Genomic DNA, 19,545 nt, shown 5'->3' with positions numbered 1-19,545 from the left:
GGACCGGGTTCTGAGGGAGCCCGCCGTCGCGCCAGCGGCCGCCTTACACCAGTGCTGTGGCGTTCGCAGGCGACCCGGTCCCGCCGGTGATGTTCAGCGGCTTGATGGTGATGAAGGCGTCCCATTGGCCGGCACTCCTCATATGCCGGGCGAGGGGACCCAGCCGCCACAGTTCACCCAGGGGCATGCCAAGTTTGGCCAGGAGCTGCTGGTGCATCATGCCGTGGTCGCTCGGCGCTGACTCACGGTAAGGGCTTGCGGGCACGGCGGGCAGGCATTCGACGGCGAAGTTGTCCGCCGCGAGGAGCGCCAGCCGGTGGTCCCAGGCCCAGGCGACGAACTCCTCGGACTGTGCAATTCCCGTGGCGCGCCTGCTGTCCCGCATCCGCTGCTTCTCCTCCGGCTGCAGGCCAAGGAACCATTCGCACCAGCCCGTATGCAGCATCAGGATGTCGCCCTGCCGGAGGTCCACGGACTGGGCGGCCATCGCCCCCTCGATCAGGTCAAGGCCCAGGGGTTCCCCGGAGGCATGGTCAATTGGAGCGCCCTGCCCGGCCCGGTACCCGGCCAGGTCCACCAGGACTCCCCTGCCCACGATGGGATGGTCCGCCCATTCCTGGATCCCCAGGTCCGCGGTGCCCTCGGTGATTCGCTCGTCCGGCGTGCCGTTGTAGAACCCGGCGTCGTCCGCCCGGCGGTGCCGCAGCCCGTCGACCTGGCTGGATCCCTGCAGGTAGTACCCGTCCAGGAAGTCGTCGCGGTGGGCCGGGTGCGAGGAGTAGATGGTGTGCCGGGGCGCGCCGCGTTTGAGGGACATGCCGGGATCAAAGGCATCCGCCGGATAGTCCAGGCCAAAGGCCATGCCCGTGCGGATGCAGGTGCGTGCCGCCAGCACCGCCTGGGGAGTAATGAACGACGGCGTCCCCCGGGTGGGGTCCGGGAAGAGGCCCCAGGAGGTTCCGGCTAAGGCCCCCTCACGCTCGAGCAAATCCGCGAAGGACGGGTAGGTCCCCTCTCCGGGATTCATCGCGCCTCCGCTTCCTGCGGCTGTTCCTGGTCCTGGCGGCGCTTGTAGCTGAGCAGGAACCCGGCCACGGCGCAGAGGGAGGCCGCGATGCACATGGGCGCCTTGATGGTGTCGTTGAGCAATGTGAGCCAATCGCCCTTGCCGGCCACCAGGGCGATCGCCTGGCCGGCGACGAACACCGTGCCGCCGGCCAGCAGCGCTGCCAGGGTCAGGACGAAGAGGACTTCGACGGCCCTTCGGATGGTGTGCATGGTGGATTCCTTAAATGGGGAGGATGCCGAGGATGATCAGGACGCCGATGCCCAGCAGCGGCAGGGCATAGTGGGTGAACAGCCGGAGGAACGTGGTGACCGGGTCCACGTCCGCGATGCCGCACGCCACGTACAGCGGGGCGCCGCCCGGCGGGACCGCCGCCTCGCAGGACGAAAAGACCAGCACGGCCACGGCTGCGGTGGTCGCGGGGACGCCGGCCGCCACCAGGGCAGCCACGCCGACGGTTCCGACGGCGGCCATGGTGGCCGTCGCGGACAGCGGCGCGGCCACTGCGATGACAATCAGGCCGATCAGGATGGCCAGGAGCCACAGCGGCAGGTTCATCCCGTTGAGCAGTTCGGTCATCTGCCGGGGAAGTCCGGTGGCAGCCAGGGCGTTGGCGCCGGCAAACGCGAACACCACGGTGACGCCCACGATCCCGAAGCGGGGCGCGGAGTCCTGCAGGAGCGCCCACCACTCCCGGCTGCCGGCGGGGAGCTTCTTCCGGCCCAGCAGGAAGCCGGTGATGATCAGCACCACCGGAATCCAAACGATGACGCTGACGGCCTTGGTGACATCCGCCCCGGTCCAGCCCGAAAGCCCCTCGGCGATGGCGCCGGAGGTGACAACCAGCGGGATGGCCACCACAACAAACAGCAGAAGCGTGGCCCAGCCGCGGCCGAACGCCGCCCGGACGGGCAGCCGGTGCGCGGCATTGAGCGGGGCCATGCCGCTCTTGCGGACCAGCAGCCAGGTGACAACCAGCCGGTGCAGGAAGCACCAGAGGCCGCCGAACAGCAGCGGGAGGACCAGGGCGTTGATGTCCAGCAGCGGCCCCACGGTGGCCGAACCGACCAGGACGAACATGGAGGCGCTGAACGGAAAGGTGATGCCCATGCCGGCGTTGCCCGCCACGAGCGTCGCCGCCGAGGGCTTGTCCAGCCGCGACTTTTCCATCCACGGGATGGTCACCGATCCCACCGTGGCGGCAATGGCGGCCTGGTTGTGGACCACGCTCCCCAGCCCCGCCGATGCCACGGTGGATACCCAGGCCGGACCGCCCTTGACCCCGCCGATCAGGGAGTTGAGCAGGTCGATCAGCCGGTCCAGGACCCCGGTTCTGTCCAGCAGGTAGCCCATGAACACGAAGGCCATGGTGGCGTAGACAATGTCATCGGTGATTGCCGCGTACAGCGAATCCCAGCCGGTCTGCGCCGCTGCCGCCCCCGTGAAGGGAAGCACGGCCAGGAACCCGAGGATCATCGCCTCCCCCACGCTGCGCCTGAACACGGTGGTCCACAGCAGGATGACGGCAAGGTAGGCGGCGAGGGCCCAGATGCCGATCATGCTGCTGCTCCTGACGGCGGGACGCCGGTGATGTGGTCGGTCACGAAATATCCGCTCCTGATTGTCCCCGACTCTGCGGTCAGCGCAAGGCCGGCGCTGGTTCCTGGGCCATCCGGGCCAGGGCAGCGGCAGAGGCGGTCGTCATCTCGGCCGGTACGCCGAGGTCGCCCAGGTAGCTGGCGGTATCCTGCATCTCCTTCGAGCGGCGTACTGCGTGCTTGGCAGTGCCGGTGAGGAACCGGTCAATCACGGCCTGCCCGTTGCCGGCCAACTGGCTCGCGATCTGGGCCCGGATCCAATCCTCGAGTCCGGCGGCGCGGCCCGCGGTCACGGCCTCCACCACCACGGAAGCCAGGCCCTTCATCAGGACGCTGCGAAGAAGCTTATGGGCCATGGCCGCCCCCGGTTCCCCTTCGGCGATTTCGACGTCGACGCCCAGCGGGCCGAGCAGGTCGGCGACAGCCCGGGCACCTGGCCCGCTGGCCATGAGGGGCGTTTTCTCCCCCAATGCCGACACGGGACCCAGGATGGCGACGTCGGCGAAGTCGGCGTTGCCGGGCAGCCGCCCGAGTTCCTGCATGGTTCCGGGCGAGGACGAGGTGAAGTCTGCGTAGCAGCTGCCGGGACCGAGGACCGGAAGGCACTCCGCGGCAACGCTGCGTGCGGCGGCGGCGCCCGTCATCACCAGGACGATGTCCGCGCCGGCACAGGCTTCTGCTGCGGTGGCGGCCCGGGTGATGCCGGCAGGAGTGGCGGGGGCAACGGGATCGAATCCCGTGACCTTGTGGCCGGCGGCGTGGAGTGCCGCGGCATAGGTGGCTCCGGCTTCGCCGAGGCCAATAACGGTTACCGCTGTCATGGTTTTCTCTGTCTCTCTTGGTTTAGCCGCGGGCTGCGACGATGGCCTGGCGACGGTTCGTTTCATCGGCGAAAACAGCTTCCGCGGCATCTGCGACGGCGGCCGCCTGCTCCCGCGGGACCACCACGACGCCGTCGGAGTCGCCGATGACCACGTCACCGGGCAGGACGGGGACGCCGCCGAAGGCGAGGGGCGTCCCCAGGCGGAACGGACCGTTCTTGTAGGGACCGGCGGGGGAAGTAGCCCGGGCGAAGACGGGCATGCCTATCTCACGCAGCGCGTCGGCGTCGCGCGCTGCCCCGTCCAGCGCGAAGCCCGCGATGCCAAGGTTGATGGCACGCTCACCGATGAGCTCCCCCAACAGGGCGCGGGACGAATCGCCTCCGCCGGCAACAACCAGCACGTCACCGGGGCGGGCCAGCTCAAGGGCCCTGTGGATTCCCTGGTTGTCCCCGGGCCTGGTCCACACCGTAAAGGCGGGGCCGGCCAGGAGGGCACCCGGCCAGATGGCCTGGATCGCGGAGTCGGCGACGCCGAGCCGGTCCATGGCGTCGCCGATGTTGGCGGCGGGCAGCTTGGCGAGGCGCTCCACCACGCCCCTCCCGGGGCGGGGGAAATCGGCGGTGAGGGTGTCTATGGCTGGGCTGGTCATGATGGTTCTTCCGTCCGGTAATTGCGGGAGGGTCAGTCGGTCTTCTGGACGAGCGGCAGGACCTTCTTGAAGTCCTCTTCCTGCCCGGCCCAGTACTGCTTGTAGTCTTCGCCGGAGAGGTAGCTGGTCTGCAGGCCAAGGTCCTGCATCTTCTGCACCACGGCGGGGTCCTCGATGGCTTTCTGGATTGCCGCCTCGAGCTTTTTGGCCACCTCATCCGGCAGCCCGGCAGGCGCCGAGTAACCGCGCGTAGTGCCCGCCTCGAGGTCGTAGCCGGATTCCTTGAAGGTGGGAACGTCCGGCAGTGCCGGCGCGCGCTCCGAGGTCATGACGCCCAGCACGCGGGCCTTGCCCTGCTTGGTCAGGTCAACAACGTCGCTGACGTTGGCCACGAGAATGTCCACGTGCTTGCCCAGGAATGCAGTGGTGGCCTGCGAAGCCCCCTCCGAGAAGTGCACGGGGGCGAATTCGGAGCCGGTGCTTTCCTGGATCTGGGCCATGGCGAAGTGTTCACCGGTCTGGAGCCCGGTGGTGCTGGCAGTCATGGACTTCGGGTTCGCCTTTGCGGCGTCCAGGAGGTCCTTCAGCGTCTGGTAGGGGCTGTCCGGCTGCACTGCGATGACGGTGGGGTCGATGACCTGGCGGCCCAGGGGCTGGAAGCTGTCCCTCGTGTACTTGGCCCCGCGTGAGGGGTCCAGCGGGGAGACGACGACGGACGGGGAGCCTGTGGCGCCGATGGTGTAGCCGTCGGGGGCGGCGCTGGTCAGCTGGGTGTAGCCGATCTGGCCGCCTGCGCCGGGCTTGTTGATGACCTCGACGTTGGTGCCGAGTTCCTTTTCCAGGATGGGCTGGATGAGCCGGGCGGCCGTGTCCACGGCGCCGCCGGAGGAGAAGGCCACAACGAGGTCAATCGTCTTGCCCTTCTTCGGGAAGTCGCCGCCGGCGGCGTTCGTGGCTCCGGCGTTGGCGCCGCAGCCGGTGAGTGCGATCAGGGAGGCCGCGGCGAGGGCGGCGGCGATGCGGGAACGGGTGTTCATGGTGTTCTTCTCCTTTGAAGGGGGTGTTCGGGGGTTGCGGTTGGGGTGTGGTTTAGGTTTCCGGGTCCTCGTTGAGCGCTTTGGGCTTCCGGAGCTTCAGGAGCGGGCTGAAGATGATCAGCAGTCCCAGGCCGATCAGGACTGCCGAAATGGGACGGCTGGTGAAGATGCCGAAGTCACCCTGGGAGATTTCGAGGGACTCGCGGAGGGAGCGTTCCATCAGCGGGCCGAGCACCAGGGTCAGCACCATGGGTGCCAGCGGGATGTCCAGGTGCCGGAGCGCGAGGCCCAGGAGGCCGAAGCCGATCATGACGAAGACATCAAAAACGCTGAAGTTGATGGTGTAGGCGCCGATGACCATAAAGAGCAGGATCAGGGCGGTGAGGATGGTGGTGGGGACCCTCAGGATGGAGGTCCACAGTCCCACCAGCGGAACATTCAGCACCAGCAGGAGCAGGTTCCCGATGAACAGGCTGGCGATGATGGCCCAGGCAATCTCGGAGTGCTCGGTGAAGAGGGTGGGCCCCGGAATGAGGCCCTGCTGGAGGAAGGCGCCCATCAGGACGGCGATGGTGGGTGATGCCGGGATGCCCAGGGTGAACAGCGGGATCAGGGCGGCGTTGGCGTGGGAGTTGTTGGCCGTTTCGGGCCCGGCCACGCCTTCAATGGCGCCTTTGCCCAGTTCGTTGCGGTGTCGGGAGAACTTCTTTTCCGCGCCGTAGGCCAGCAGGGATGAGACGGAGCCGGTCATTCCCGGAATGAGACCGAGCCCGAAGCCGATTCCGGTTCCGCGGGCCATGGCGGGCGCACTCCGGCGCCATTCCCTCCCTGTCGGAAGCAGGGAACGCAGGTTTGGGGCGTGCACGTTGGGGGTGGTGGTGCCCTTTCGGTAGGACAGCAGCTCGGAGAGGCCGAAGACGCCCACGATCACGGCAACAAAGCTGACGCCGTCCAGGAGGCGGTCCATGCCGAAGGTGAAGCGCGGCGCCCCGGCCACGGGGTCGATTCCGACCATCGCGATCAGCAATCCCAGGGCGCCGGAGATGACGGCCTTGACCATGGACTTGCCGGCGAGCGCCACGAGCAGGGAGATGCCCACCACCATCAGCGCAAAGAACTCCGGCGGACCCACCAGCAGCCCCAGCTCGCCCAGCGGTTTGGCGGCCATCACCAGGCCCAGGGTGGCGACGGTGCCGCCCACGAACGATCCGACGGCGGCAATGGTCAGGGCTGCCCCGGCCTTGCCGAGCTTTGTCATTGCGTAGCCGTCAATGGTGGTGATGGCGGAGGCGGCTTCGCCGGGGGTGTTCAGCAGGACGCTGGTGATGGTTCCGCCGTAGGCCGTGCCGTAGAAGATGGCGCAGAGCATGATGATCGCCCCGGTGGCATCAAGGTTCAGGGTGAGGGGAATGAGGAGCGCGACGCCGGCCACCGGACCGATGCCGGGCAGCACGCCGATGATGGTGCCCAGCAGGCAGCCCAGGAAGGCGAACAGCAGGTTTTGCCAGGTCATGGCGGCCGCGAAGCCGCCCATAAGTTCGTTGAGGGTATCCACGTTCAGAGTCCGATCGTGTTCAGCAGGGGGAAGGCCGAGACGGGCAGTGCCACGTTGAGGCCGTAGTTGAAGGCGTAGAACGCGCCCACGCTGCCGGCGAGGGCGGTGACCAGGGAGGAGGGCCAGGCCCTGCGGCCGCGCAGCTTCAGGTGGTACATGAGGAAGAGGAACATGCTCAGCTGGAAGCCGAGCAGGTCCATGACGGCGGCGAGGACCACCAGGCTGGCGACGACGGCGATCACCAGTGCGCGGTCAACGCCTTCTGCCGTTTCGCTGGGGCGGCGGAGTTCCTGGAGGAGCCAGACGGCGGACATCGCGGCGAGGACTGCCCCCATGGCAAAGGGGAAGAGCCCCGGGCCGGGTCCAAGGGAGGTCCACAGGCCCAGGCCCACCGAGCTGATGAGGACGTACACGCCGACGGCCGCGAACGCGCCGATGCCTGCCAGCACGGAGGGTGCCACCCTGGCGGCGGTCTTCGATGTGGCTGTGACTGACTCCGTTGTCATGGTTCCTTCTCACTCGGATTCACTTTCACGCTGCGTCGTTGCATTTCACAGAATGAAACTATATTGCGTACTGAGAAATAGTGACACCAGACACACGCCCTGTCAAGCGCAAGGAAGTTACATACAATGAAAGAATGGCGACGACGACTTCCACCTCCCCCCACCCATCGGCTGAGGAGGGACCCAAGGCGTCAAACATGCGCTCCCTGTCCCGGGCGCTGGAGGTCTTTGCGGAACTGCAGCGCGCAGAACGGCCCCAGCGGCTCAGCGACCTGGCCCGGAACTGCGGGATGAGCCTGCCCACAACACTGAGGATCCTCCGGGTGCTGCAGGATTTCGGCATGGTGAGCCAGACGGACAAGTCCTACCGGATCGGGCCTGCAGTGCTCCCGGCGGCAAAGAGCTTCCTGGAAAACGATCCCCTGGCGGTGGCGGGTCGCCCGGTCCTGCAACAGCTGGCAACGCAGACCGGAATGTCCGTGTCCCTCCATACCCGGCTCGGGAACGAGCGAATCCTGGTGGCACGGGTTCAAGGAGAAGCGCCCATGCAGTACGACCTTCCCCTGGGTAAACGTCTGCCATTGACCCGCGGCGCGGCAGGGAAGATCCTGATTGCGGACGCCTCTGACGCAGAGCTCGAACAGGTCGTGGCAGCCGCGATCGCCGCCGGCCATGAGGAGCCGGGATTCACGGTTGAGGAGCTGCGGTCGCGGCTGCCCGCGCCAGGCTTGGACTACGCGTACTCCGCGAACGAGCGCGTCGTGGGCGTCCTCTCCGTCGGGGTTGCCCTGACCAACAGGGCCGGCCGCGCCAACGAGGCCATGGCGCTGAACTGCCCGGCAGAGGCGACGACCGAAGAAAAAATCAAGGCCAATGTGCCGGAGCTTCGGCGCGCCGCCCGCAGGCTGTCCGAACTGCTTGAGGGCTCCGTGTACTAGGCGCCCGGAACCGCGGCGGAATCCGCCGGCGTTGTACTGTGATGGCGTGATCGTCCCCGAAATTTCCCAGAACGCCGCGGCGGTGGCGGATCACTACGACGAGCTCGATCCGATTTATCGCCGGGTGTGGGGTGAGCATGTCCATCACGGCCTGTGGGCAACGGGTCGCGAGACGCCCGCCGAGGCCGTCGAGGCGCTGGCGGACACCGTCGGCGACCGGCTGCGCCTTATGCCGGACGAGGCGTGCGTCGACATCGGCTGCGGCTACGGCTCCACCGCAAGGCGGCTGGCTCTGGCCCGCGGAGCGCGCGTTACCGGCTTCACGCTGTCCGCCGAGCAGGCCCACTATGCCGCCGCGCGTCCTGTGCCCCACGTGGACATCCGTCTCCGCGACTGGCTGGCCAACGGGCTGCCCGACGCCTCAGCCAGTGCCGCGTGGGCGATCGAGTCGAGCGAGCACATGGTGGACAAACCCAGGTTCTTCGCCGAGGCGCACCGCGTGCTGTCCCCCGGCGGCCGTTTCGTCGTCTGCGCGTGGCTCGCCGGGACTGATGCCGGCCGCTGGAAGGTCCGCCACCTGCTTGAGCCGATCTGCCGCGAAGGGCGCCTGCCCTCGATGGGCACGCGCGAGGAGTATGGGGCGATGGCCACGGCGGCGGGCTTTGTGATCACTGGCTATGAGGATGCCAGCCGCCGCGTCGCGCGCACCTGGCCGATCTGCGCCCGTCGCCTGGTGAAGGCCCTGCTGGTGGACCGCGAGACCCGCCGCCTCGCCCTTGGCGCACGCAATCGCATTTTCGTTTTGAGCATCCCCCGCCTGATCCTGGCCTACCGCACCGGCGCAATGCACTACGGGATTTTCACGCTGGCGAAGGCGGGCGGGAACGGGTCACCAGGCGAGCCCGGCACCTCAACGCGGCAGGAGTCAACCTGACCGCCCGCGCCGCCGGCACCACTACCGGCCGGCCGACCACCAGGCCAGCGCGTCCTTAAGGCCGTCGCCGCCAACGTCCCCCACCCATGCCACATACCCGTCGGGGCGGACCAGGACTGCCTCGGGTGCACGGACGTGCCCCAGCACCGGCAACTCCCAGGGTCCGCCGTACCGCGCATCCACCAACTTCACCTGTGACGGCCGCGGGACCTTGCCGAGCGACCCCCGCTCCCCGAAGTTCATCAGCACCGGCCGGGCATCATGGAGGTGCGAATAGACCGTGCTGGGTCCTTCCCGGGTATCAAGGTCGACGTCGGGCATCCGGCGTCCCAGCAGCGGGTGGCCCTCGCCGAGATCGTAATGGACGTCAAGACCGGACTGCATCGCGGCGAAACGCCGGCGGGGTTCTTCCATGCCCAGGAGCTCGGAGACCACCTCACCTGCCGCCCTGGTGCGGGGGTCCGGGCGGCGGAGCGCAACCTGGGCCATGGTGTTGCGCAGCACCCGGGCGGCCACAGGGTGGCGCTCGGAACGGTAGGTATCCAGCAGCGCGTCCGGGGCCGTCCCGTTGATTACCTGCCCCAGCTTCCAGCCGAGATTCACTGCGTCCTGCACACCCAGGTTCAGGCCCTGGCCGCCGTCCGGAGAGTGGACGTGTGCACTGTCGCCGGCCAGCAGGATCCGCCCCTTGCGGTACTCGTTGGCCTGCCGGGTCATGTCCGTGAACCGCGAAATCCAGGTGGGGCTGTGGACTCCATAATCCGTTCCGCACGCAGCCGTCAGTGCTGCTCTGAGATCATCCAGTGATGGTTCCGTTGCAGGCCCGACGTGCCCCTCGGTTACCATCACCGCCACAGGCCCGCTGTCCGCGTAGACCACCCTGCCGTCTACAACCTGGTACTCCCTGCGGCCAAACGAGTGGATGCCCAAAGCGTTCTGGTGCACGCCAAACTCCGGCTGGTCCGTCATCTCCACCTCGGCGATCAGCGCGCTGGTGGTGGGATCCCAGCCGGGGAACCCGATGCCCGCCGCTTTGCGCACGAGGCTGCGGCCGCCGTCGCACCCCACAACGTAGCCGCCACGCAACCTCCTGCCGTCCTGGAGTTGGACGCCGACGGCGGCGCCTTCCTCCACGAGTCCGGTCACCTCGTGTCCGCGGTAGAACGTGACGGCCAGCTCCGCCACCCAGCCGGCAAGGATGCGTTCGATATGGTTCTGCCACAAACCAAGCCCGTAGGGATGCCGGGTGGGAAAATCGCTGATGTCGAGGCGCGTTCCCGCGAAGCCGGCCACCTGCGCCACCTGACCCTCGGCGAGGAAGCGGCCGGCAATGCCCCGCTGGTCCAGGACCTCAAGGGTTCGTGCGTGCAGGCCGCCCGCACGTGCACCCGCGAGTTCCTGGTTGGGACGCCGCTCCACGATGGCAGCATCAACTCCCGCCAACGCCAGTTCGCCGGCCAGCATCAGCCCGGTAGGGCCTCCGCCGACTATTACCGCTGCATGATCACGCATTGCTCCGGCTCCGTTCTCCAGGTTGCGGGCACTGCGATTGTGCGCCCCCGGCCCGGCCTTGCCGCAAGCCCCGCACCCGGAGATATATTGGAAATGGAAGGAGCGATCCGCTCAATTCTCGTTCCGCCAAACTATTGCCCCTGGCACGGACCTGGGCGACCCGTATGGGTCTAGTGTGGGGAAGGTCGGCACTCGCCGCGAATAGCCCTCAGGGAGGGTGCATGAACTCCAGACAGTCCAGCTCCGAGCAATTTATGCAGTACTTGAAAAGCGTTGGGGGCTCGGAGGCGGACGTCACCGGAGCTTCATACGTGGTCAGCGACGGGGACACCGTGGAGAGCGTGGTTTCAGCGCTGCGGATGGAGCAACAGCAGCATGGCAGTGCCGCCAGGGACCCGTCCGTCCTCCACGCCCTGGCGCAGGTGATGGTCAGCAGGCGCGATGAGCGGGATCCTGGCCACCATGCTGGAGCCTCCCAGCCAGGTCAGTACCAGCTGGACATCCATCTGAGCGCCGGAAACAGCACCCGCGAAAGCATCCCGGAGAAGGACATCGACGACGCCAAGGCCTGGGCACGCACACGGATCGAATCCCAAGGCGCCGAGTTTGGGGCCATCTACTTCCCCGCGGGCGGAGACGGCGCACCGGGCACGGGAGCACTGGTGTCCAGCTACGACCGTTCGGTGGGCTGGTACCGCTAACCGGCTTTCCCGCGCAGATGTCCGCCGGCAGCCAGGAGGGCGTCGAGCTGGGCGGACTGATGTGCCTGGAAGGCTTTGTCGGCGCTCAGGTTCGTGCTGGCGAGCAGCGGGATGTCCAGGCTCGCGTTGCAGCCGCGGCAGCGGATCTCGTCCGTCCACACCCAGCTGTACGCCGCGTGACTTTCGCGCACCCTCTGCATCGCTGAGGTGATTGCTTCCGTTGTGGCCGCAAAGTGCGCTGCGTCCTCATTGCTGAGGCTTGTACCAATTTCGATGTCGATGCTCATCGTGCCTCTTCCGTCGTCCCCGATGGTGCTGTCGACAGTAGTGGGCGTTGCACCGGGAAGGAACGACCTTAAGGTCACGGTTGCCTAACCCTTCAAGCCGCACCGGAACCGAGCCGTGGAGGCAACGGAACGGAGGGTGCCGGAAGCAATCCCGGCAACGCCGGGGGGGCGGCTGCAGCGCCGGTTACGCGAACCTCCGCTGCAGTACTACCAAGCCTGCTGTTCGCGGGTCAGGCCGAAGGGAACGGCGTCGCTGAGCGCCACGGTGAACGTGTCCACGCCGTGCCGCGTCACCAGGATGCCGTGACTCTTCCCGGCGAGCGCGTGGGCCTTGGCGGCGGTAACAGCGGCGTCGAGCTCGCTGTCCATGCTCGCGCGGTCGGCAACGGTGAGGGTCAAAGGGAAGTCAGCGGTCATGGGTGGGGCCTTAGTGTTTTAGGGGTGGGACGCGCGTCATTCCGCTCCCCCAAGCTACCGACGCGGCAGGGCATCTTACCGCCCACCTCATAATGCACCAGCATGGGGACCCCAGCAACTTGAAAAATCAAGTAACAAGGAACCGCAGGTCAAGGGCGCCTGCTCCACCGCGCAAACGCAGCAATTACTGGGCCCAGTGCTGGTCAATTACAGTTGATAGGGAGTGGGAGCCGTTGTGGAACGCCTCCCATGCCGCCGGAGAAGCCGCCGGCAAGACCCGTGCACCACTGCGCAACGACCTGATAAGGACCCGCCATCTCTACGGACGCTTTCTTCGGCCGACTTACCCGGATCCGCGACGCCGTTCTCCCCGCCGCTGCACGGGAGCGGCTAAACACCGGGCCGGGGCTGCTGGGCGGTTTCATCGTGGTGCACCTGGTTTTCCTGGTCTTCGCCGCATCCCTCTCGCTTCGCGGGGAGGCATTCAGCGATACCTTCATCTACCGAGACTGGGCCACGGCACGGTTCAACGACGCCAACCTCACCGGCGGGCCCAGCCCCTGGGTCTACCCGATCCTTGCGTTGGTCCCCATGGCCATCGCAGGCATCGCCGGCCCCGGTCCGTTCTTCTTCCTGTGGGTCCTCATGACCACAGTCCTGAACGGCTGGGCCCTGCTGAAACTCACCAACCGCGGCCGGGACCGCCAGGCCATTCCTGCCGGCTGGTGGTGGCTGGTGTTCACGTTCCTCATGGGTTGGCTGGGGTTCGCCCGCGTGGACGGACTCACCGCCCCGCTGGTCCTGGTGGCCCTGGCCTATGGCGTCGGCCGGCCGTTCATCGCGTCCGTCCTGCTCGCCATTGGCACCTGGGTGAAGGTCTGGCCCGCCGCCGTCATGCTGGCCCTGTTCGCCGTCGTAAGAAACCGCGTCCTGGTGGTGCTCGCCGGACTTGCGACGACGGCGGGGGTCTTCGCGCTGGCCGCTGTTTTGGGCAGCGTCCCCAAGCTTTTGAACTTCCTCACCCAGCAGGGTGACCGCGGCATGCAGCTGGAGGCCACCTTCACCACGCCCTGGCTCTGGCTGTCCGTCCTGAACATCGGCGACTCCCGCATGTACATGAACACGGACATCAACTCCATGCAGGTGGACGGCCCCGGCACCGCACTGATGTCGGTGCTGATGCAGCCCCTCCTGGTCCTGGCCGCACTGCTGGTGGCCGGCCTGACGTTCTGGGCACTCCACAACGGGAAACAGCACAAGGGCCGGCTCAACGGCGGCGTTGACCGCACCGAACTGCTCCTCGCCGGTGCCCTGACCCTGGCCACCGCGTTCGTCGTGTTCAACAAGGTGGGCTCCCCGCAGTTCATGGTGTGGCTCGCCCCGGCCGTCGCCGTAGGGCTCGCCCACAGCTGGCGTGATTGGCGGGTCCCGGCCGCCATGCTGATCGTCATTGCCGTGGCAACCTACTTCATCTACCCCCTGTTCTACGACGCCCTCAGCCACAACAACCCGTGGATGGCCCTGGTGCTGACCATCCGGAACGTCCTCCTGGTGATCCTGTTCCTCTGGAGCGTCCGGCGCCTCTACCTGCTGGGCAAGAAGGCGCCCGCTGCCGCCCCCGCGCTCAAGGAGTCCTGAGATTTCCACGAGGTTCTTCGACCGCCTGGTCACCGTCCGCAGCAAAGTCCTGCCCGCCAAGGTGGTGGACTGGTTCGCCCGCCCTTCCAGCGTGTGGTGGGGATTCGCCGTCGTCCACCTGTACTTCCTGGGCTGGATGGCGTCCTTCTTCCTGCACGGCGACACGTTCAGCGACACAGAGCAGTACCGCCAGTGGGCCATGGACGGCCACAACCCCGGGGATCTCGACGGGAAGATCAGTCCCTGGGTTTACCCCGTGCTGGCGCAGATCCCCATTTTCCTGGCCAACATCGCCGGGCCGGACCTGTACCTCCTGGTGTGGTTCCTGATCATCACAGCCCTCAATGCCGTCGGACTCGCTTTCCTTACCCGCGGACCGCGCAAGGCGGGCGGCATCGCCCCGGCCTGGTGGTGGCTGTTCTTCACGGTCTTCATGGGTTACCTCAGCTTCGCCCGCGTTGAAGGCATCACCGCCCCCATCGTGCTCATCGCCCTGCTGTATGCGGCTCAGCGGCCGGTGGTGGCCGGCGTCCTGCTCAGCATTGCCACCTGGATCAAGGTGTGGCCGGCGGCCGTCCTCGTGCCCATCGTGATCGCCAGCCGGAAGCGGATCCACATACTCCTTTCCGGGGTGGCGGTGACGGCGGTTGTGGCGCTGGGCACCTGGCTGTCCGGCGGGCTGCCGCACATCATGGACTTCCTCACCAACCAGGGCGAGCGCGGCATGCAGCTGGAAGCCACCTTCTCCACGCCGTGGGTATGGCTGAGCGTCTTCAACATTGCGGGCTCGAAGATGGCGGACAACACCGCCATCAACTCCACCGAGGTTTACGGCCCCGGCGCCGGTGTGGCGGCTTTCCTGATGCAGCCGCTGCTGATCCTGGCGGCCGTCATTGCCGCCGTCCTGCTGGTCCGTGCCCTGAACCGCGGCGCCGAACGGGAGGAACTCTTCCTCGAGGGCTCCCTGATGATGGTCACCGCGTTCATTGTGTTCAACAAGGTGGGCTCCCCGCAGTTCATCATCTGGCTGGCGCCGGTGATTATCGCCGGGCTCACCCACGACTGGGAACGGTGGAAGGTCCCCGCGGCGCTGCTGATGGGCATCGCCATGACCACGTTCGTGATCTATCCGCTGTTCTACACCCCGCTGATCCACGCTCACCCGGTCATGGCGGCCATCCTCACCACGCGCAACGTGCTCCTGGTGGTGCTGCTGTGGTGGTCGGTGAAGCGGACCGCCGAGCTGGGCCGGAAACCTGCAGCGGTGCCTGCCGGGGCGTAACTTCCCCTCAGAAGCCCGTGGGCTCGGTCTCGAGCTCGGGCTCACCCGGCCGCTGCTCGTGGTGGAGGGGACGGAGGGCCGTGGCCTCCGGGATCCAGAGCAGGGCGTCGTACCGGCCCGCCATGCGGGTGGGAACGTAGTTGCCGCCCTCATGGCCCCGATCATAGACAACGCCGATCGCACGGTGGCCGCGCCATTCCGTGAGCCAGCGTCCGGACCGGTCATTGCCGAACACCAGCAGGGCTGGCCCGCCCAGGGCGCTGTTGAGCAGGTCCTCGTGGCTGCCGGGCCTGGCCGCGGGAACCGGCATGGTCTGCTCGGCGGCGCCCCAGGAATCCGCAGCGGTGACGGACCCCGTGTAGGACGCAAAGCCGGCAAGGAAGACCTCCCCCGGATGACGCTGGCGCATCAGTTGCCCGATGTTGTCCATTCCGCCCTGGGCCATATCCGTGGCCCGGGCGTCGCCAACGTGCGTGTTGTGCGCCCACACCAGGCCCTTTGAGCCCGGACCGTGATGGACGGCGATGCGGTCGATGGTGTCGCTCATATGGTGGTCGCGGATGTTCCAGGACTGCCGGTCGCCGCGGACCATGGTCCGGTAGTAGCGTTCGGCGTTGGCTGCCACCAGGGCGTTCTGCACGGCGTCGAACGCCGCCGGGTCATCCTTGACCCGGCCGAGCGTCCGGCGCCGCACTTCTGCCAGCAGGCCCACCACATCCGTCTCGCAGGATGCCGGAACCAGCCGCGTGCTCCACGCGTACCGGTGCGGGTCCTCCCCGAACGGCACGAAGCAGTGCCAGGCGCGCAGGGCGGCAGGAAGGGCGTCGGCGGCGTTGGCTTCCAGCCAGGCGAAGATTTCCCGCAAAGAATCCCAGAGCGAATACACGTCAAGGCCGTAGAATCCGGTGCGCAGGTGGTCGGGGCGGGCAAGGTTCCACTCGCGCAGCCAGGCCAGGAACCCTGCAACCTCGTGGTTTGCCCACATCCACGTGGGCCATCGTTCAAAGCCGGCGAGCAGCTGGTAAGCGTCCAGTGCCTGGTCCTCCTGCCCCCTGACCCAGCGGTTGATGCGCCAGCAGTCGGGCCAGTCACCCTCGACGCCGATCCAGGTGAACCCGTGCTCCTCGATCAGCCGCCGGCTGATCACCGCCCGCCAGTGGTAATACTCGCGTGTGCCATGGGACGCCTCGCCAATGCAGACGTACCTGGCCACCGAGGCCTGGCGGACCAGGGCGTCCAGGTCCTCCGCCGCAGCGAGCGGGCGTCCCAGGAGCCGGATCTCGTCCAGCTCCTGCCTGTGGCGCACGGGCGCCGGCGCCCCGTTCACAGTGGAGCCTCCTGGACACCTTCCGCAGCGCCCTCCGGCGTCAAGTAGCGCGAGAACCATTCCCTGGCCAGAGCTGCCACCTGGCCGAGCGTGCCGGGCTCCTCGAAAAGGTGGGTGGCTCCCGGGATGGTCTCCAGGTGCACCGGGGCCCGCATCAGGTCCATGGCCTGCCGGTTCAGGGCCAGGACCTGGGTGTCGGCACCCCCCACCAGCAGCAGGGTGGGCGCACGCACCGCTGCGAGGCGAGGCCCGGCGAGATCCGGCCTGCCGCCGCGGGAAACGACCGCGTCCACCGAGGCCCCCGGTTCGGCCGCGGCCCACAGCGCAGCGCCCGCCCCGGTGCTGGCCCCGAAGTAGCCCACCCGGCACGCAGCGGTGTCCGCCCTGCCGTTCAGCCACCGGGTTGCTGCGCTGAGCCGCTCTGCGAGCAGCGGGATGTCGAAGACGTTTTCGCGGTTGACTTCCTCTGCGGGAGTCAGCAGATCCAGCAGCAGGGTGCCCAGGCCTGCTCCCTGGAGGACCGAAGCAACGTAACGGTTGCGGGGGCTGTGCCGGCTGCTGCCGCTGCCGTGGGCAAAGACCACCACCGCCCGGCACCGGTCCGGAAGGTGCAGGTCGCCATTGATTGACACGCCGTCCACGGCGATGTGGACGTCCTGGTCGACGCCGGAAGCCTGTCCCGGACGCTGACTCTGGTCGCGCCGCGCTGCGGCGTCGAGCAGGTGGACCACTTCCTCGTCGGCGGTGGGCGAAAAGTCGCGGTAGTAGTAGCCCACGGCCTGGAAGTTGCGGGGTGAGATCAGGGAGAGGACCTGGTCCGCCTCCGGCAGGGAGTCCATGGCCCGTTCCGGGGCTACCGGGACGGCCAGGATGACCCTTGCCGCGCCCAGCTGCCGCGCCACCTTGCACGCCACCCGGGCCGTTGATCCGGTGGCGATGCCATCGTCCACAATGATGGCCGTACGTCCGCTGAGGTCCTTGGGGGGCCGTCCCTGGCGGTACCGCTCCAGCCTGGATTCCAGGAGTGCACGCTCGCGCGCCTCAACTGTCCTGAGATCATCCTCTGTAAGCCTGGCAACGGAAACGACCCGCCGGTCCAGCACCCGGGCACCGCCCTCCCCGATGGCACCCATCGCCACTTCCGGCTGGAAGGGCACCCCCAGTTTGCGCACAACAATCACGTCCAAGGGGGCGTCCAAGGCTTTCGCAACCTCGGCCGCCACAGGAACGCCGCCCCGGGGCAGGCCCAGGACCACCGCGTCCTTCCCGCGCAGGCCGGCCAGGGCGAGCCCGAGCTTCCGGCCCGCTTCCACCCGGTCCCGGAACTCATACATCCGGACACCTCCTCGCGAGGAGACCCGTCATCTGCTGCTGCATCCCGGAAACCCCCGGCCCCGCAGGCCGGTTTACTCTTCCTCGGACAGGACATCCGGGGAGGCGGACCACGACATCCTCAGGATGAAGTGCCCGTCAGCGGTGTTCCGGGCGATGACCGCCCCCGCAGTGCCCGCCAGTTTCACCCCGAATTCCACTTCCATGTGCTCGGGTGCGATTTCCCGCATGGCGTCGACGGCGGCCGCCGCGGCGGGGCGGACGGGGGCCAGGGCATCCTCCAGGCGCCGGCCGGCATCCAAAATCCCCTGTTCGTTCCTTGCGGGGTGTTCCACGCCGTAGCTGTTGTCCGCCACTTCCACCAGAACAGTCCCGGAGCCCACCTCGTACCGGACTACCTCAGTCATGACAAGCACCCTTCTCCTCTGCTCCGGCCGGGGCGGGCAAGAGCCACGGGCGCGGGGCTAATACCCTCCCACTAGACACCTGCCCCGGGCAGCGCAACAGGGTCAAAGGGCCCGCTGCGCCCCGCCATCACGCGCGTCCCTGCCCACCCCGGGGGACTTTCTACCCTTGCCACTCCCTGCCTGCAGGAGTCGGATTGGAGCATGACCGCAGGCACAACCTAACCCACGCGCTGGCCACGGATCTCCAAGGATCTTCAGGACTTTCCCGTGGTGCCCAACCTGGCGGATTACGACGCCGTGTGCCGTGCGTTTTCGTGGGACGGTGCCCGCCGGGCGCTGTCCGGGCTTCCCGGCGGGGGCCTCAACATCGCGCACGAGGCCGTGGACCGCCATGCCGCAGGCCCCAGGGCAGGCCACGAGGCCCTGCGCTTTGTCCGGGCTGACGGGTCCACCCATTCCCTCAGCTACCGCGAACTTGCCGAGCAGACCAGCCGGTTTGCCGCAGTCCTGGCGCAGCTCGGGATTGGCCGGACGGAACGCGTCTTTTCCCTCATGGGCCGGAGTCCGGAGCTGTACGTTGCGGTGCTGGGAACCCTCAAGAACGGAAGCGTGTTCTGCCCCCTGTTTTCTGCCTTCGGGCCGGATCCCGTGAGGCAACGCCTGCAGCTGGGGTCCGGGCGCGTGCTGGTCACCACGAGGGCCCTCTACCGCAAGAAAGTGGCAAGGATCCGGGACGCGCTTCCGGACCTCACACACGTCCTGCTGATTGACGCCGACGGCGAGCCGGAACCGGGAACCCTTGACCTGGCCATGCTCATGGAGGCCGCACCTGGCGACGCCGGGATTGCCTCCACCCAGGGCGAGGACATGGCCCTCCTCCATTTCACCAGCGGAACCACCGGCACCCCGAAAGGTGCCATCCATGTGCACGAGGCCGTCACCGCCCATTACGCCACGGGCCTGTACGCTTTGGACCTGCATCCGGACGACGTCTACTGGTGCACCGCAGACCCGGGCTGGGTGACCGGAACCTCCTATGGCGTCATTGCCCCTTTGGTGCACGGCGTCACCACGGTGGTGGACCAGGAGGAGATGGACGCGGACCGATGGTACCGGATCCTGGCGGAGCAGCGCGTTACGGTCTGGTACACCGCGCCCACCGCCCTGCGGATGCTGATGAAGGCCGGCGCCGACCGCGCCTCGGGCCACGACCTGTCCGCGCTCCGGTTCGTGGCGAGCGTGGGCGAACCCCTCAACCCGGAGGTGGTGGTCTGGGGCCGGGAAGCCTTTGGCCAGCCCGTGCACGACAACTGGTGGCAGACCGAAACCGGCGGGATCATGATTGCCAATTTCGCGGCCACCGAGATCCGGCCCGGTTCCATGGGCCGGCCCCTGCCCGGCGTGGAGGCAGCCCTGGTCCAGCGGGATGAGAACGGCAAACCGGTGATTGCGGACGGTCTTCCCGTGCTGGTCACGGAGCCTGACGCGATGGGGGAACTGGCCTTGCGGGCCGGCTGGCCCTCGATGTTCAGGGG

The 19,545-nt window shown here is 67.6% G+C and carries 19 protein-coding genes and 1 pseudogene; 6 read left to right on the top strand and 14 right to left on the bottom strand.

Annotated features, from left to right (window positions below; all coding sequences use genetic code 11):
* Positions 1–43: 43 nt before the first annotated feature.
* From AC4BCK_RS00445 to AC4BCK_RS00410, 8 genes are all read right to left on the bottom strand, one after another.
* Complete coding sequence (locus AC4BCK_RS00445; protein ID WP_251421322.1) at positions 44–1,027, bottom strand: cyclase family protein; 984 nt, start codon at positions 1,025–1,027, stop codon at positions 44–46.
* Complete coding sequence (locus AC4BCK_RS00440; RefSeq protein ID WP_364274508.1) at positions 1,024–1,278, bottom strand: hypothetical protein; 255 nt, start codon at positions 1,276–1,278, stop codon at positions 1,024–1,026. Before AC4BCK_RS00440 ends, AC4BCK_RS00445 begins: the two co-directional genes overlap by 4 nt.
* 10 nt (positions 1,279–1,288) lie before the next feature.
* Positions 1,289–2,626 (bottom strand): TRAP transporter large permease subunit, encoded by a 1,338-nt coding sequence (locus AC4BCK_RS00435; RefSeq protein ID WP_490566451.1) that lies wholly within the window; start codon positions 2,624–2,626, stop codon positions 1,289–1,291.
* A 79-nt stretch (positions 2,627–2,705) separates the two neighbouring features.
* Positions 2,706–3,485 carry an NAD(P)-dependent oxidoreductase gene (locus AC4BCK_RS00430; protein WP_251421317.1) on the bottom strand — a complete coding sequence of 260 codons (780 nt, stop codon included), beginning with the start codon at positions 3,483–3,485 and terminating at the stop codon, positions 2,706–2,708.
* A 22-nt stretch (positions 3,486–3,507) separates the two neighbouring features.
* Positions 3,508–4,137: an RraA family protein gene (locus AC4BCK_RS00425; protein WP_490566450.1), complete on the bottom strand. Its 630-nt coding sequence runs from the start codon at positions 4,135–4,137 to the stop codon at positions 3,508–3,510.
* Between the two features lie 32 nt (positions 4,138–4,169).
* On the bottom strand, positions 4,170–5,174 hold the full coding sequence (locus AC4BCK_RS00420) for a tripartite tricarboxylate transporter substrate binding protein (RefSeq protein WP_310113548.1): 1,005 nt from the start codon (positions 5,172–5,174) through the stop codon (positions 4,170–4,172).
* A 52-nt stretch (positions 5,175–5,226) separates the two neighbouring features.
* Positions 5,227–6,729 (bottom strand): tripartite tricarboxylate transporter permease, encoded by a 1,503-nt coding sequence (locus tag AC4BCK_RS00415; protein WP_490566449.1) that lies wholly within the window; start codon positions 6,727–6,729, stop codon positions 5,227–5,229.
* A 2-nt stretch (positions 6,730–6,731) separates the two neighbouring features.
* Positions 6,732–7,235, bottom strand: a complete 504-nt coding sequence (locus tag AC4BCK_RS00410) for a tripartite tricarboxylate transporter TctB family protein (protein WP_174180766.1) — start codon at positions 7,233–7,235, stop codon at positions 6,732–6,734.
* A gap of 134 nt (positions 7,236–7,369) precedes the next feature.
* On the opposite strand from AC4BCK_RS00410, the gene AC4BCK_RS00405 reads away from it, so the two are divergent.
* Together AC4BCK_RS00405 and AC4BCK_RS00400 are read left to right on the top strand one after the other, a co-directional pair.
* Positions 7,370–8,173, top strand: a complete 804-nt coding sequence (locus tag AC4BCK_RS00405) for an IclR family transcriptional regulator (protein WP_174180767.1) — start codon at positions 7,370–7,372, stop codon at positions 8,171–8,173.
* A 46-nt stretch (positions 8,174–8,219) separates the two neighbouring features.
* Positions 8,220–9,107, top strand: a complete 888-nt coding sequence (locus AC4BCK_RS00400) for an SAM-dependent methyltransferase (RefSeq protein WP_490566448.1) — start codon at positions 8,220–8,222, stop codon at positions 9,105–9,107.
* Between the two features lie 21 nt (positions 9,108–9,128).
* Here the strand turns inward: AC4BCK_RS00400 and AC4BCK_RS00395 are convergent, their stop codons facing one another.
* Entirely contained in the window at positions 9,129–10,619 is a 1,491-nt protein-coding gene (locus AC4BCK_RS00395) for an FAD-dependent monooxygenase (RefSeq protein ID WP_490566447.1), read from the bottom strand.
* Positions 10,620–10,840: 221 nt separating this feature from the next.
* Here AC4BCK_RS00395 and AC4BCK_RS00390 point away from each other — a divergent pair, with 221 nt between their 5' ends.
* Positions 10,841–11,320, top strand: a complete 480-nt coding sequence (locus AC4BCK_RS00390; RefSeq protein ID WP_174180773.1) for a hypothetical protein — start codon at positions 10,841–10,843, stop codon at positions 11,318–11,320.
* Here AC4BCK_RS00390 and AC4BCK_RS00385 read toward each other — a convergent pair.
* Positions 11,317–11,607 carry a hypothetical protein gene (locus tag AC4BCK_RS00385; RefSeq protein ID WP_251421307.1) on the bottom strand — a complete coding sequence of 97 codons (291 nt, stop codon included), beginning with the start codon at positions 11,605–11,607 and terminating at the stop codon, positions 11,317–11,319. The genes AC4BCK_RS00390 and AC4BCK_RS00385 overlap by 4 nt on opposite strands.
* Before the next feature lie 207 nt (positions 11,608–11,814).
* Positions 11,815–12,024: a hypothetical protein gene (locus AC4BCK_RS00380; RefSeq protein WP_363936484.1), complete on the bottom strand. Its 210-nt coding sequence runs from the start codon at positions 12,022–12,024 to the stop codon at positions 11,815–11,817.
* A 351-nt stretch (positions 12,025–12,375) separates the two neighbouring features.
* On the opposite strand from AC4BCK_RS00380, the gene AC4BCK_RS00375 reads away from it, so the two are divergent.
* Together AC4BCK_RS00375 and AC4BCK_RS00370 are read left to right on the top strand one after the other, a co-directional pair.
* Positions 12,376–13,662, top strand: coding sequence for a glycosyltransferase 87 family protein (locus tag AC4BCK_RS00375; protein ID WP_490566940.1), 1,287 nt, complete (start codon positions 12,376–12,378; stop codon positions 13,660–13,662).
* A 61-nt stretch (positions 13,663–13,723) separates the two neighbouring features.
* Positions 13,724–14,944 (top strand): glycosyltransferase 87 family protein, encoded by a 1,221-nt coding sequence (locus AC4BCK_RS00370; protein ID WP_490566446.1) that lies wholly within the window; start codon positions 13,724–13,726, stop codon positions 14,942–14,944.
* Between the two features lie 7 nt (positions 14,945–14,951).
* On the opposite strand, the gene AC4BCK_RS00365 is transcribed toward AC4BCK_RS00370, so the two are convergent.
* The 3 genes from AC4BCK_RS00365 to AC4BCK_RS00355 form a co-directional block, all read right to left on the bottom strand.
* The gene (locus tag AC4BCK_RS00365; RefSeq protein ID WP_490566445.1) at positions 14,952–16,271 is read right to left on the bottom strand and encodes an erythromycin esterase family protein; all 1,320 of its coding nucleotides are present in this window, start codon (positions 16,269–16,271) and stop codon (positions 14,952–14,954) included.
* Complete coding sequence (locus AC4BCK_RS00360) at positions 16,268–17,605, bottom strand: phosphoribosyltransferase family protein (RefSeq protein ID WP_364408819.1); 1,338 nt, start codon at positions 17,603–17,605, stop codon at positions 16,268–16,270. The genes AC4BCK_RS00365 and AC4BCK_RS00360 overlap by 4 nt, the downstream gene beginning before the upstream one ends.
* A 72-nt stretch (positions 17,606–17,677) precedes the next feature.
* Positions 17,678–18,010 (bottom strand): CU044_2847 family protein, encoded by a 333-nt coding sequence (locus tag AC4BCK_RS00355; protein ID WP_363936476.1) that lies wholly within the window; start codon positions 18,008–18,010, stop codon positions 17,678–17,680.
* A 267-nt stretch (positions 18,011–18,277) separates the two neighbouring features.
* Between AC4BCK_RS00355 and AC4BCK_RS00350 the strand changes: the two are divergent.
* A pseudogene (locus AC4BCK_RS00350) lies at positions 18,278–19,492 on the top strand (AMP-binding protein); the annotation flags it as partial.
* Positions 19,493–19,545 lie beyond the last annotated feature (53 nt).

It is taken from the genome of Pseudarthrobacter sp. As-47 (assembly GCF_058215595.1).
This window is presented reverse-complemented; position numbering and strand designations above follow the sequence as displayed.